General features: G+C 64.7%; 14 protein-coding genes and 1 tRNA gene. 5 read left to right on the top strand and 10 right to left on the bottom strand.

Features of this window, described 5'->3' with window-relative positions:
- Window positions 1-8: 8 nt before the first annotated feature.
- From BSY16_RS14730 to BSY16_RS14720, 3 genes are all read right to left on the bottom strand, one after another.
- The gene (locus tag BSY16_RS14730) at window positions 9-1160 is read right to left on the bottom strand and encodes an HPP family protein (protein WP_069060359.1); all 1152 of its coding nucleotides are present in this window, start codon (window positions 1158-1160) and stop codon (window positions 9-11) included.
- A 170-nt stretch (window positions 1161-1330) separates the two neighbouring features.
- A tRNA-Leu gene (locus tag BSY16_RS14725) sits at window positions 1331-1417 on the bottom strand.
- A gap of 97 nt (window positions 1418-1514) precedes the next feature.
- Window positions 1515-2945: a phosphohexomutase domain-containing protein gene (locus tag BSY16_RS14720; RefSeq protein WP_069060358.1), complete on the bottom strand. Its 1431-nt coding sequence runs from the start codon at window positions 2943-2945 to the stop codon at window positions 1515-1517.
- A gap of 151 nt (window positions 2946-3096) precedes the next feature.
- On the opposite strand from BSY16_RS14720, the gene BSY16_RS14710 reads away from it, so the two are divergent.
- Complete coding sequence (locus BSY16_RS14710; RefSeq protein ID WP_083242917.1) at window positions 3097-3489, top strand: BA14K family protein; 393 nt, start codon at window positions 3097-3099, stop codon at window positions 3487-3489.
- Window positions 3490-3541: 52 nt separating this feature from the next.
- Here the strand turns inward: BSY16_RS14710 and BSY16_RS14705 are convergent, their stop codons facing one another.
- Window positions 3542-3844, bottom strand: coding sequence for an Rdx family protein (locus BSY16_RS14705; RefSeq protein ID WP_069060355.1), 303 nt, complete (start codon window positions 3842-3844; stop codon window positions 3542-3544).
- Window positions 3845-4022: 178 nt separating this feature from the next.
- On the opposite strand from BSY16_RS14705, the gene BSY16_RS14700 reads away from it, so the two are divergent.
- On the top strand, window positions 4023-4472 hold the full coding sequence (locus BSY16_RS14700) for a DoxX family protein (protein WP_069060354.1): 450 nt from the start codon (window positions 4023-4025) through the stop codon (window positions 4470-4472).
- Here BSY16_RS14700 and BSY16_RS14695 read toward each other — a convergent pair.
- Window positions 4463-4861 (bottom strand): response regulator, encoded by a 399-nt coding sequence (locus BSY16_RS14695; protein WP_069060353.1) that lies wholly within the window; start codon window positions 4859-4861, stop codon window positions 4463-4465. The genes BSY16_RS14700 and BSY16_RS14695 overlap by 10 nt on opposite strands.
- 187 nt (window positions 4862-5048) lie before the next feature.
- On the opposite strand from BSY16_RS14695, the gene BSY16_RS14690 reads away from it, so the two are divergent.
- Window positions 5049-5810, top strand: coding sequence for a Crp/Fnr family transcriptional regulator (locus BSY16_RS14690; RefSeq protein WP_069060352.1), 762 nt, complete (start codon window positions 5049-5051; stop codon window positions 5808-5810).
- Between the two features lie 4 nt (window positions 5811-5814).
- Here BSY16_RS14690 and pyrC read toward each other — a convergent pair whose 3' ends face one another.
- The 5 genes from pyrC to BSY16_RS14665 all read right to left on the bottom strand — a co-directional run bounded on the left by pyrC (window position 5815) and on the right by BSY16_RS14665 (window position 10701).
- Window positions 5815-6855, bottom strand: a complete 1041-nt coding sequence (gene pyrC / locus BSY16_RS14685; RefSeq protein WP_069060351.1) for a dihydroorotase — start codon at window positions 6853-6855, stop codon at window positions 5815-5817.
- A 59-nt stretch (window positions 6856-6914) separates the two neighbouring features.
- Entirely contained in the window at window positions 6915-7538 is a 624-nt protein-coding gene (locus BSY16_RS14680; protein WP_069060350.1) for a nucleoside triphosphate hydrolase, read from the bottom strand.
- Window positions 7535-8314, bottom strand: a complete 780-nt coding sequence (locus BSY16_RS14675; protein ID WP_069060349.1) for an ATP-binding cassette domain-containing protein — start codon at window positions 8312-8314, stop codon at window positions 7535-7537. The genes BSY16_RS14680 and BSY16_RS14675 overlap by 4 nt, the downstream gene beginning before the upstream one ends.
- The gene (locus tag BSY16_RS14670; RefSeq protein WP_069060348.1) at window positions 8314-9414 is read right to left on the bottom strand and encodes an ABC transporter permease; all 1101 of its coding nucleotides are present in this window, start codon (window positions 9412-9414) and stop codon (window positions 8314-8316) included. Before BSY16_RS14670 ends, BSY16_RS14675 begins: the two co-directional genes overlap by 1 nt.
- A 261-nt stretch (window positions 9415-9675) precedes the next feature.
- Window positions 9676-10701, bottom strand: a complete 1026-nt coding sequence (locus tag BSY16_RS14665) for a sugar ABC transporter substrate-binding protein (RefSeq protein ID WP_069060347.1) — start codon at window positions 10699-10701, stop codon at window positions 9676-9678.
- A 289-nt stretch (window positions 10702-10990) separates the two neighbouring features.
- Here BSY16_RS14665 and BSY16_RS14660 point away from each other — a divergent pair, with 289 nt between their 5' ends.
- Window positions 10991-12220, top strand: coding sequence for an ROK family transcriptional regulator (locus BSY16_RS14660; RefSeq protein ID WP_069060346.1), 1230 nt, complete (start codon window positions 10991-10993; stop codon window positions 12218-12220).
- Window positions 12221-12649 (top strand): RbsD/FucU family protein, encoded by a 429-nt coding sequence (locus BSY16_RS14655; RefSeq protein WP_069060345.1) that lies wholly within the window; start codon window positions 12221-12223, stop codon window positions 12647-12649.
- The last annotated feature ends 128 nt before the right edge of the window (window positions 12650-12777 follow it).

The raw sequence follows: 12777 nt of genomic DNA, 5'->3' as shown, positions 1-12777 counted from the left end.
CGATCGGTTCAGATGCCCTGCCCGTGGCCGGCCATCAGGCTGGTCGGGCCGGCCTGGGAGAGGCTTTTTGCGAGCGTCGCCAAAAGGTCGGTCTGCGAAATGATGCCGACGACGTGGTGCTCGTCATCGAGGACCACGACCGCATGGATTGAGCCGTCCGTCAGGCGCGGCAAGAGACCGATCGCCGGGTCGGACGGCTTGGCGATCGCGGCCTGCGAAACGGGAAGCGGCGTGCCGGGCGCCATGGCGGCGAGTTCCCGGAGGCCGAGGGTGCCGCGAAGATGTCCCGCAGCATCGAGCACGGGCAGCGTGCGGATATCGTGGTCGAGCAGCAGACTGCGCGCCTCATCCGCCGTCGCGTTCTCGGCGACCGTCACCACGTCGCGCGACATGATGTCGGCGGCGCTAAGCTCGCCGCGCTGGCGCAGCAGCGCCTGGAGCTCGACCTGGCGCAGCAGCGCGTCGATGTCGGCGCGGCTGACGTCGAGCGTCTCGTTGAGGCTGGCAATGGCGACGTCGATGTCCTCGCTGTTGAACCCGACGCGAAAGGCCGCTGGCGGGTCGGCGGTCTTGTGCGTGTTGACGGGCACGATCGCCTGGCGATGCGGATATTGCCGTCCGGCAAGCCGGTGAAACACCATGCCGACGGCCACAAGGATCAGCGAGTTGATCGCGATCGGCACCAGCGGAAACCAGAAGCCGGCCCGCGCCACGGCGGCACCGCCGACGACGGCCGTCAGCGCGGCGGCCCCGCCCGGCGGGTGCAGCGAGCGGGTCAGCGACATGACGAGGATGGCAAGGGCCACGGCAAGACCGATGGCGAGCGACGGATTGGTCACGAGCGTGGCGACGCTGACGCCGACAAAGGCGGAAATCGTGTTGCCGCCGACGATCGACCAGGGCTGGGCTAGCGGGCTTGCCGGCACGGCGAAGAGCAGGACGGCGGAGGCGCCGATGGGCGCGACGATCAGCGGCAGGTTCGGATCCTGCCCCATGACGAGCGCGCAGACGAGGCTGGTCAGGCAGATGCCGATGAGCGCGCCGACGCAACCGATCAGCCGCTCCTTGAGCGTGGCACCGGCGAGAATCGGTGCAAAAAACCTGAACCTGGATGAAGTGCCCGGTTTCTGGGCATCGTGCGGAGGAATGGCCACGATGATCCTGATCGCAGAAGCGGATGACTGATTTTCAGGCTTATCTGCCTATCGCGGCCGGGACGCAAGGCGCAATCGGAAGATTCTGCGCTACGGCGAGCAGGGTTGCCGTCGGCAACAAAAAAGCCCGGCAGAGCCGGGCTTTTTTAGTGTTTCGGAAAACCGAAACGGGAATTTGGTGCCCAGAAGAGGAATCGAACCTCCACACCCTTTCGAGTACCAGCACCTGAAGCTGGCGCGTCTACCAATTCCGCCATCTGGGCGACGGAGAGCGATGTAGAAGGAGCGCCGCCCGGTGTCAACAGGCTTTTTGAAGTTTTTGCAACAGCTTGGCGAAAACCTTGTGGCGGGCAAAAGTCTTCACCGGCCGAGCGCCCATTCGCGAATGCGCGCAAGCCCGGCCGCCAGCAGCCGGAGAGCGGCGGCCTCGTCGCGGGCCTCCACGTAGCAGCGCATTTCCGGCGCATTGCCGGACGGACGAAAATGCACGACGTCGCCGGTCTCCAGCGTCACGCGCAATCCGTCGATGTCGCTGACCGTCGACGGCACGCCGATCGGCGCGAGGAACGCAGCAAGCGCGCCGGCGCCGGAGCGCAGCTCGGCCATCAGCGCAGCGCTCGTTTCAACGGGGAAGTTTTCGAGGCGGTCGCTTGCTGCGGCCGGCAGGGCAAAGCCGGCGGCGATGGTGGAGAGCGGACGCTTTTGTGCGGCGGCAAGCACCAGCACGGCAAGCACCGGCATCAGGCTGTCGCGCGTCGGTAGCGGCGCGAGCATGTGGCCGTTCACGGTGAAGGGCGTGGCGGTCAGCGTGCCGCCATTGGCCTCGAAACCGGCCACGGCCTTTTCGCCGGCCGCCACCGCGTCGTTCATGGCCGCGATGACGAAGGGAGAGCCGACCTTGGTGCGCAGCACGGTGCCGTCGACCGCGGCTTCGATGCCGGAATTGGACGTCACGGGCGTGGCGATGGCAGTGGCGCCGAGGAATCGGCTGGCGATGAGCCCGACCAGGTCGCCGCGGATCGGCATGCCGGTCTCGTCGGTGACGAGCGGCCGGTCGCCGTCGCCATCGGCGGAAATGATGGCGTCGAGCCCGTGCTGCACGGCCCAGCCCTGCAGCAGCGCGATAGTCTCGCTGGAGACCGCCTCCGTATCCACCGGAATGAAGGTTTCCGACCGGCCGAGTGCAACGGCATCCGCGCCGTAATGGGCGAGCACGGAGACGAACAGATCGCGTGCGACCGTCGAGTGCTGGTAGACGCCAACCCGCAGGCCGGTGAGGCTACCGGCCGGCAGAAGCAGGCGGTTGCGCGCGTCGTACAGCGCCATCGCGGCATCATGCAGGTCGTCGGCCGTTTCCTGTTCGGCGCCAGGGACGGTGCCCTCGGCGCGGATCGCATCGGCCGCCGCGGTGATGGCGGCTTCATCCGCCTTGTCGATCTCGCCGTCCGGCCGGTAGAATTTGATGCCGTTGCGGTCGGCGGGAATATGCGAGCCGGTGACCATCAGGCACGCCGCCTTGCGGGCGAGGCCGGTGAGCGCGAGGGCCGGCGTCGGCAGCGCGCCGCAATCGTGCGGGGCAAATCCGGCCTTGCGCAAAGCGGCGATCGCAATGGCCGAAATGGCCGGGCTGGAGGCGCGAAAATCGCGGCCGACCAGCACGAGGTCGCCCGGTTGCGCGATGCCGGCCGCCAGCAGATGGCGGGCGAAAGCCGTGGCATAGAGCGCGGTCGCCGGTCCCTCAAGATCGACCGAGAGACCCCGCAGGCCGCTGGTTCCAAATTTCAGGCTCATCTCGTCCCCTCATGCCTCTTGCGGATCGCAAATCCGGCGGTAAATCCCATGCTTATGCGGATGCGCGATCATGAATAAAACAAAATGCGTGAACGTAATGCAAAGCAGGGACGAGACAGGGAGAAATCCCGCCAGAACAGTGAGGATCAACATGTCGAAGATTCGAAATCTCGTTTTCGGTTGCGCTATGAGCATTGCCTCCGCAATCGCGCCCATGGGCGTGGCTGAGGCCGTTCCACTGGCCGTGCCGAAGGTCGAGACAAAAAGCGACGTCACCAGGGCCCAGGTGGAGTTCTGCTACGGCTATGGTTGCGAACGCCGCCAATATCGCCGCTACAATCGCCCGTATTACGGCGGTTATGAGCGTCGCTACGAGCGGCCACGCTACTATCGCCCGCGCTACGAGCGGCCGCGCTACTACGGTGGCGGCGGGAACGCCCATGTCCGGTGGTGCTCCAACCGCTACCGCACCTATGACCCCTATACCAACCGCTACCATGCGGGCGGTGGTGTCTATCGCATGTGCTATTCGCCCTACCGTTAAGCGCGGTCGGGTGACGAATAGGAACGGCGGGCTTCGGCCCGCCGTTTTCGTTTCATCCGGGATTGCTGTCGGCAACGCGGTCCGTGTGGCCGAGATCGCGGCCGGGTTCGATGACATCGCGCACGCGCTGTTTCAGTTCCTTTGGCCCTGGAAAACCGCCGTCGCGCTTGCGCTCCCAGACCAGCGCCGCGCCGACCCGGATTTCGAAATTGCCGCCGCTTCCAGGAATGAGCGCCACCTCGCCAAGCGAATCGGAAAAGGTCGACAACAGCTCCTGTGCCATCCAGCCGGCGCGCAGCAGCCAGTTGCACTGGGTACAATAGAGTATGGAAACGCGCAGCTTTTCCCCGGTCATGGCTACCTCCTGATGACCGGGAAAGCATATAGCAGCGCACGCGACTTGGCACCTATTTGCGCGCGATCCCTTCACGGAAATGTCAACTCAATTTATCATGTTTTGTTGTTGGACATCTTGTCGCAGGCCGGTTCATGAGAGAGACGTGGTGCACTGCAACATCCTACCAGGAGACCCCATGACCGACTTCACCACCAGCCGTCCCCGCCTCATCATTCCGTCGCTCGGCGGCATCTATGCGGCGCTCGGCGAAAGCGCGGAAACGATCCTGCGCGTCGCCGCCGGCCTGCTGCTTGTCACCCATGGTTACGGCAAGATCATCAACCCCTTCGGCGCAAGCGGCATGGTCGAAAGCCTCGGCTTCTATCCCGGCGCCTTCTGGTCGCCGCTGCTCGCCGCCACCGAATTCTTCGGCGGCATCCTGATCGCCATCGGCCTCTTCACGCGGCCGGCCGCTTTCGCGGCGATGATCGTGCTCGCCGTCACCGTCTATTTTCACGGCATCGTGCAGGCCGAAGGCCTGATGGGCGCGGAAAAGTCCATCCTCTGGGCGCTGATCATGTTCTACTTCGTCATCCGTGGCGCAAACAGCCATTCGGTCGACGCGAAGCTCGGTCGTCAGTTCTGATCGATCGCTTCCGGTGGTTGCGGCATCTGCCGCAGCCGCCCTTTGATGAGGGTCATGATCGCCTCGCCGTCATAGGGTTTTTTCGCGACGGGGATCACCTCGAAGCCTTCGACGCCGCTGACATCGATGCCGCCGACCGTCGTGAAAAGCAGCGGCACCCGCGCGTCGATCAGGCGCTCAATACGGGCTCTTACATGGCTCGCGTCGAGCGGCACGTCGAACAGGCAGAGATCGATACCCGAAAGCGCCGCCTCGTCCCACTGGTCGAGCTGCTCCGGCCGCAGCAGCGTTATGCGGCAGTCGAGCGCCCTCTTGATCAGAAATTCCGCATCGAGCGCGATCAGGAATTCGTGTTCTGCGATCACGATGTGCGGAAGAAAAGGTTCCATGGTGCCGCACTCCTCAGTCCATGCGCAACCGCCGGATCGGCCGGCGGTTCAGGACGCGGACTGTGGAGCCGGACCCATGGGGTGTCATTTAAAAAAGACATAGCAAATCGCCTTATGGAACAACGCGCGATGTTCCACGTTCAGCAAGCCAGTCCGGTGCTCAGGGCTGTGAACGGAAGGGGCAAGCATGGCCAGCAGCACGGCGGGCAACCATCATTCCAAATGGCGCACGCCCTGCCAGCAATGTCCCTTGCGGGAGCTCTCGGGCTTCCGCGATTTCACCGCCAAGGAAATCGACTTCGTCTCGCATTTCAAGAGCGGCGAACTGTCGAGCGAGCGCGGTGCGACCATCCTCGTCGAGGGCATGCACAGCGCCCATCTCTTCACCGTGCTCTCCGGCTGGGCCTTCCGCTACAAGCTTCTGCCGGATGGCCGGCGCCAGATCATGAACTATGTGCTGCCCGGCGATCTTCTCGGCCTGCAAGGCAGCCTGATGGGCGAGATGAATCATTCCGTCGAGGCGCTGACGCCCGTCACGCTCTGCGTCTTCGAGCGCTCCAAGCTGGAACGGCTGTTTGAGCGCCACCCCTCGCTCGGCTATGATCTCACCTGGATCGCCGCCCAAGAGGAGCGCATCCTCGATGAACACCTGTTGAGTGTCGGCCGGCGTTCGGCGCTGGAGCGCACGGCCTATCTCCTGTCCTTCATCCATCAGCGCGCCCATTCGGCGGGCGTCAATGGCGGTCGGCGCGTCATTCCGATCACCCAGCAGCATGTCGCCGATACGCTCGGCCTGTCGCTCGTCCATACCAACAAGACGCTGCGCAAGCTTTCGGATCGCAAGCTGATGCGCTGGCAGGACAGGGGCTGCGAAATCCTCGATGCGGACGGCCTGCTTGCGCTGGCCGGATGGGAGGGCCTGAAGAAGGAGGCCCGCCCCTTCATCTAGCCTTTTACGCGACGTCCCAGTGCAGCGGGAACATCGGGTCGAACACGGTCACCGGTCCGGCCCCCGTCTCTATCCTGGCCGGGAAGCTTACCGGTTCCGTACGCTTGACCAGGCGTATGGTCTCCTCGTTTGCCGGCAGGCCATACCAGGCCGGGCCGTTCAGCGAGGCGAAGGCCTCCAGCTTGTCGAGCGCGCCATCCTGTTCGAACACATGGGCAAGGCAGCTCATCGTGTTGATCGAGGTGTAGATGCCGGCGCAGCCGCAGGCGCATTCCTTCAGCGGATCGACATGCGGCGCGGAATCGGTGCCGAGGAAGAAGCGGGCGTCGCCGGACGTTGCCACGGCGCGCAGCGCCAGCCGATGCTCCTCGCGCTTGGCGACGGGCAGGCAGTAATAATGCGGCTTGATGCCGCCGACGAGGATGGCGTTGCGGTTGATGATCAGGTGATGTGTGGTGATCGAGCCGGCAAGGTTCGCCTTCGACGCCTTGATATAGTCGACGCCGTTCTTCGTCGTGACATGCTCCATGGTCACGCGCAGTTCCGGCAGGCGCTGGCGCAACGGATCGAGCACCGTTTCGATGAACACGGCCTCGCGGTCGAAGATATCGACTTCCGGCGTCGTCACCTCGCCATGCACGCAGAGCGTCAGGCCGATCTTCGCCATGCGCTCCAGCACCGGCATCGCCTTGTCCATGTCGCGCACGCCGCCATGGGAATTGGTCGTCGCACCGGCCGGATAGAGTTTGACCGCACGGATAAGGCCACTCTTATAGCCGGCTTCCACGTCGTCGGGGTTGGTGTGCTCGGTGAGATAGAGCGTCATCAGCGGTTCGAACCGGTCGCCGGCGGGCAACGCGGCGAGGATGCGATCACGATAGGCCGTGGCGTCCGCGGTGGTGACGACCGGCGGCACGAGGTTCGGCATGATGATCGCGCGGGCGAAATGGCGGCTGGTGTCGCCGATCACGCCTTCCAGCATGGCACCGTCGCGCAGGTGCAGGTGCCAGTCGTCCGGCCGGCGGATGGTGATTTCTGTGGTCATCGGCGTCGCTCCCGTGTTTGGCGCTGCGATAGCATCCATGGGCCGTGACGACAATCGCCTCAGAACATGTCGATATGCAGATCCGCGGGCCGGGAGTTTTCCAGGATGCGCTTTCCGTTCGGCAGATCATTGCCGTAGAGCTTCCAGCCGATCTGGTCCTCCGGCAGCGCATAGCCCATCCAGCGCTGACGCAGCCGCTCCTCCAACACGGGGTAGGGTGGGCCGACGAAGATGGTGAAATCGAACACGCCGTCCAGCCTGTCCCAGGGCGCATCCTTGAAGAGCAGGTAGTTGCCTTCGGCAAGGATGAAGCGTGTTTCGACCGGAATGGCGCGGGCGGCATTGATGGCAAGCTCGCGCGACCGGTCGAACACCGGCACCAGCACTTCGCCGTCAGCCTGTTTCAGGGCCTGCACGATATCGACGAAACCGCGCCCGTCAAAAGACTCCGGCACGCCCTTGCGCTGCAGCAATCCGCGCTCGGCGAGAATGCCGTTGTCCATGTGGAAGCCGTCCATCGGCAGGATTTCGGCGCTCTCGCCCCGGGCAACGAGCCCGTCGCGCAACGCTTCGGCCAAGGTCGACTTGCCGGCAGCCGGCGGTCCGGCAAGGCCGACGAGGAAGCGGCGCGCGTCCCCCGCGCGCCGTTGGAGTGCATCGACGATCGTGGTCGGCGATATCATGCCGCAATGGCCTCCGCAGGTACCTTGGCGCCGGTCATGAAGGCGACGGCGTCTGACATGGTGTAGTCCTTCGGATTGATGACGGTCAACCGACGGCCGAGCCTGTGGATGTGGATGCGGTCGGCCACCTCGAAGACATGCGGCATGTTGTGCGAGATGAGCACGATAGGAATGCCGCGCCGGCGCACATCGAGGATGAGTTCCAGCACGCGCCGGCTCTCTTTGACGCCAAGCGCCGCCGTCGGCTCGTCGAGGATGATGACCTTCGACCCGAAGGCCGCAGCGCGGGCCACGGCCACGCCCTGGCGCTGGCCACCCGACAGCGTCTCCACCGCCTGGTTGATGTTCTGGATCGTCATCAGGCCGAGTTCGGAGAGCTTGTCGCGGGCGAACTTTTCCATCGCGCCCCGATCGAGCGTGCGGAACAGATTGCCCATGATGCCGGGTTTGCGGATCTCGCGGCCGAGGAACATGTTGTCGGCAATCGACAGCGCCGGCGAGAGCGCGAGGTTCTGGTAGACCGTCTCGATGCCGGCCTTGCGGGCCTCGATCGGCGAGCGGAAGTTGATCACCTCGCCCTGCAGGCGGATTTCGCCTTCGTCCGGCGTGATGGCGCCCGAGATCGCCTTGATCATCGAGGATTTGCCAGCACCATTGTCGCCGATCACGGCGAGGATTTCGCCGGGATAGAGGTCGAAGTCGGCGTGGTCGAGGGCGGTGACGCGGCCATAGCGTTTTACGAGACCGCGGGCGGTGAGAATGGGTTCGAGAGCCATCAGCCTGCTACCTTTCTGATCCACTGGTCGATTGCGACTGCCGAGATGATGAGGACGCCGATCAGGAGATAGGTCCATTGCGGGTCCGTGCCGATGAGGCGCAGGCCGAGCGAGAAGACGCCAACGATGAGTGCGCCGAAGATCATGCCGAGGATCGAGCCGCGTCCGCCGAACAGCGAGATGCCGCCGATCACCACGGCGGTGATCGATTCGATGTTGGCGAACTGGCCGGCGGTCGGGGAAACCGAGCCGATGCGGCCGATGAGCGCCCAGCCGGCCAGCGCGCAGATGAGGCCGGACAGCGTATAGACCGAGACCAGCATGCGCTTGACGTTGACGCCGGCAAGCTCCGCCGCGTCCGGGTCGTCGCCGACCGCATAGACATGGCGACCCCAGGCGGTGTGGTTCAGCACGTACCAGAGCAGCGCGACCAGCAGCACCATGGCGATGACGCCGTAGGTGAAGACCGCGCTGCCAAGTTTGAGGTTGTTGCCGAAGAATTGCAGGATGGGCGCTTGCGTCGAAATATCCTGCGAACGGATCGTCTCGTTGGCCGAATAGAGGAAGTTCGAGGCGAGAATGATCTGCCACATGCCGAGCGTGACGATGAAGGGTGGCAGTTTCATGCGGGCGACGAGCAGGCCGTTGATGTAGCCGCAGATCGCACCGCAGGCGAGGCCGCACAGCACGGCAAGCGCCGGCGGCAGGCCGTAGCGGAAGGTGAACTGGCCCATCACGACGGACGAGAGCACCATGATGGCGCCGACCGACAGGTCGATGCCGGCCGTCATGATGACCAGCGTCTGTGCCGCGCCGACAATGCCGACGATCGCCACCTGTTGCAGGATGAGCGTCAGCGTGAAGGCGGAGAAGAACTTTCCGCCGAGGACGATGCCGAAGATCGCCACCGACAGCACGAGCACGATGAGCGGCACGGCAGAGGGACTGCCGTGCAGGAAGTGCTGGAACTTCTGGATGGGCGTCTTGTCATGCGTATCGAAGGATGCGACCTGCGTTGCGCTGCCGGTCAGCACCTTCTCGAATTCCTGTGAGGGTTGTGAGCCCTGCAAGGGCTGCGTGCCCGTCGTTGTCTCAGTCATGATGCTGTTCCTCCCCTTCCGGTGCCGACCGTCGCGGCTCCCCCGGATGAAATGGTGCACGGACGCATCGGTGCAGACGCTTTCGCGCACCTGCCGCCTTCTTCGGGCGGCCTCTTGCGAACGGTCTCGGCTTTCGCCGCCGCTCGTCAGAAGAAAGGTGCCCACGTCTGTTCGCGATTGTCAAAGCGGGTGCGTCGTCGCGCGCCCATCCGTCCGTAGCGGAATGCCGGCCCGGTCAAACCGGGCCGGCCTGGCAGGGCATCAGCCCCAGCACTTGTCCTTGCCGGCCTTGGTGTCGATGGACTCGACGCCGGCTGCCGGCTTGTCGGTTACGAGCGTGACGCCCGTGTCGAAGAAGTCCTTGCCTTCGGTTGCCTTCGGCTTTTCACCGGTATCGGCGAACTTCTTGATGGCCTCGACGCCGAGCGCCGCCATCATCAGCGGGTACTGCTGCGAGGTCGCGCCGATGACGCCGTCTGCGACGTTCTGCACGCCCGGGCAACCGCCGTCGACGGACACGATCAGCACATCGCCTTCCTTGCCGACAGCCTTCAGCGCTTCATAGGCGCCGGCGGCAGCCGGTTCGTTGATGGTGTGCACCACGTTGATCGACGGGTCCTTCTGCAGGAGGTTTTCCATGGCGGTGCGGCCGCCTTCCTCGTTGCCGTTGGTCACGTCATGGCCGACGATGCGCGCATCGTCCTCATCACCGATCTTGGTGATGTCCTTAACGTCGATGCCAAAACCCTTCATGAAGCCCTGGTTGCGCAGCACGTCGACCGACGGCTGGGAGGGCGTCAGGTTCAGGAAGGCGATCTTGGCATCCTTGGCAGCGTCGCCGAGGGTGGCGGCGGCCCACTTGCCGATCAGTTCGCCGGCGAGCAGGTTGTCGGTGGCAAAGGTCATGTCGGCGCTGTCGAGCGGCTCCAGCGGCGTGTCGAGTGCGATGACGAGCAGGCCGGCGTCACGCGCCTTCTGAACCGAGGGAACGATGCCCTTGGTGTCGGAAGCGGCAATCAGGATGCCCTTCGCGCCGTCGGCAATGCAGGTCTCGATCGCGGCGACCTGGCTTTCCGAGTCACCGTCGACCTTGCCGGCATAGGCCTTCAAGGTTACGCCGAGTTCGGTGGCCTTGGCGGTCGCGCCTTCCTTCATCTTGACGAAGAAGGGGTTGGTGTCGGTCTTGGTGATCAGGCAGGCGGTGGTGTCGGCGGCAGCGGCCGGCGACGAAAAGGCAACGCCGAGCGCAAGTGCGCCGAGAGCGGCGGAAACGATCGTCTTCTTCATATCATCAATCCTCCCAAGGACGAAACGGGATGCGCCCTTGTCCGGGCCATCCGGTCACACGGGCCAGGGGCTCCTCCGCCGGCCTTCCGTGTTTCCGGGGGTGAAAAGACCACCAAAAGAAATGCCTGTCAATAAATAAATCGAATTGAATTATTAATTCGATGTGGCATGCTGGTGGAAAGAATGGGTGAAAGCCCCGGCTGCATCGTTTCCGATGGAAGAGCGGAACCGCAGCCGATAAGAGGACCGGAAAGGGCGCGCCGCGTCGTGACCGGCACGGGAGGAGACGATGAGCAAACATGCCGCGACGGCACCCGCCGCGCCGGCCGAAATCCTCGACCCGAGCGGGGGCGCCAACCAGGTGCGCGTGCGCGCCTATAACGAGCGGCTGGTCATGTCGCTGGTGCGTCGGCACGGCAGCCTGTCGAAGGCCGATATCGCCCGGCGCAGCGGCCTGTCCGCCCAGACCGTCACCGTCATCATGCGCGTGCTGGAGGCCGAGGGCCTGTTGATGCGCGGCGAGCCGATGCGCGGCAAGGTCGGCCAGCCCTCCGTGCCGATGCGGCTCAATCCCGATGCCGTCTATTCCTTCGGCCTGAAGATCGGCCGCCGCAGCGCCGACATCGTGCTCATGGACTTCGTCGGCGGCATTCGCCGGCAGGTCCGCCGCACCCATGCCTATCCGATGCCTGGCCCGCTGCTCGCCTTCGTCGAGGAGGGGCTTGCCGAACTGGACGCGGCGATCACGCCGGAGGAACGCGCCCGCATCGCCGGCTTCGGCGTTGCAGCCCCCTTCGAGCTGTGGAGCTGGGCGGGCGAGGTGGGGGCGCCGCAGGCCGACATGGACCAGTGGCGGGGCGTCGATCTGGAAGCGGAGATCGCGAGGCGCGTGCCCTATCCGGTCGCGCTGCAGAACGACGCGACCAGCGCCTGCGCCGCCGAACTCGTCTTCGGCCTCGGCCCGCAATATCCGGACTTTCTCTATCTGTTCATCGGCTCCTTCATCGGTGGCGGCGTGGTGCTGAATTCCGCGCTGTTTACCGGCCGCACCGGCACGGCCGGCGCCATCGGCCCGCTGCCCGTGCAGGGTCGCGACGGCGAGACGGTGCAGCTCCTGAAGATCGCCTCGATCTACCGCCTCGAAAATCTTCTGCGCGAACATGGCATCGACCCGAAGCCGCTGTGGTATTCGCCGGATGGCTGGATCGATTTCGGCCCCCCGCTGGAAATCTGGATCGACGACATGGCGGCAGCGCTTGCCCAGGCGGTCGTCGCCTCCGCCTCGGTCATCGACTTTTCCGCCGTCGTCATCGATGGCGGTTTTCCGGCCTGGGTGCGCGAACGGGTCGTGGTCGCGACGAAGGCCGCCGTCGCCCGGCTCGACCTCCAGGGCGTGACCTTGCCCGAGATCGTCGAAGGCGCCGTCGGCAGCCACGCCCGCTCGGTCGGCGGCGCCAGCCTGCCGCTGTTCTCGCGGTATCTTCCCGACCACAATGTCCTCTTCAAGGAGCTTGCCTGAATGCTGAAAGGTATCGACCCCATCCTGAGCCCGGAATTGCTCGCCACGCTGCGCGCCATGGGCCACGGCGACGAGATCGCCATCGTCGATGGCAACTATCCGGGCGTCGAACATGCCCGCCGGCTGATCCGCCTCGATGGCGTGCCGCTCATCCCGGCGCTCAACGCCGTGCTCTCGGTGATGCCGATCGACGATTTCGTCGAGGACGCGATCTTCCGCTCGACCTTCCGCCAGGAGCGCGACACGCTGGAGCCGGTGCACCACGAGATCATCGCCTGCTGCGCAGGCCACGAACCGGCCCGCACGGTCGTGCCCCTCGTCGGCGCCGATTTTTACAATCGCGTCCGCGCCGCCCACACGCTGGTGCAGACCGGCGAGCCGCGGCTCTATGCCAATGTCATCCTGCGCAAGGGTGTGATTTATCCGTAGGGCTTTTTGTCCTGTTCCATCCGGAACAGCGCGGGGCGGGGCGATATGGGACAGTCCGGTCACTGGATGAGAGAGGCTCATCCCCAACCAGAGATCAGGAGAGACCCCATGCGCAAGTTCATCCTTTC

This window comes from Sinorhizobium sp. RAC02, assembly GCF_001713395.1.
Taxonomy (GTDB): domain Bacteria; phylum Pseudomonadota; class Alphaproteobacteria; order Rhizobiales; family Rhizobiaceae; genus Shinella.
This window is presented reverse-complemented; position numbering and strand designations above follow the sequence as displayed.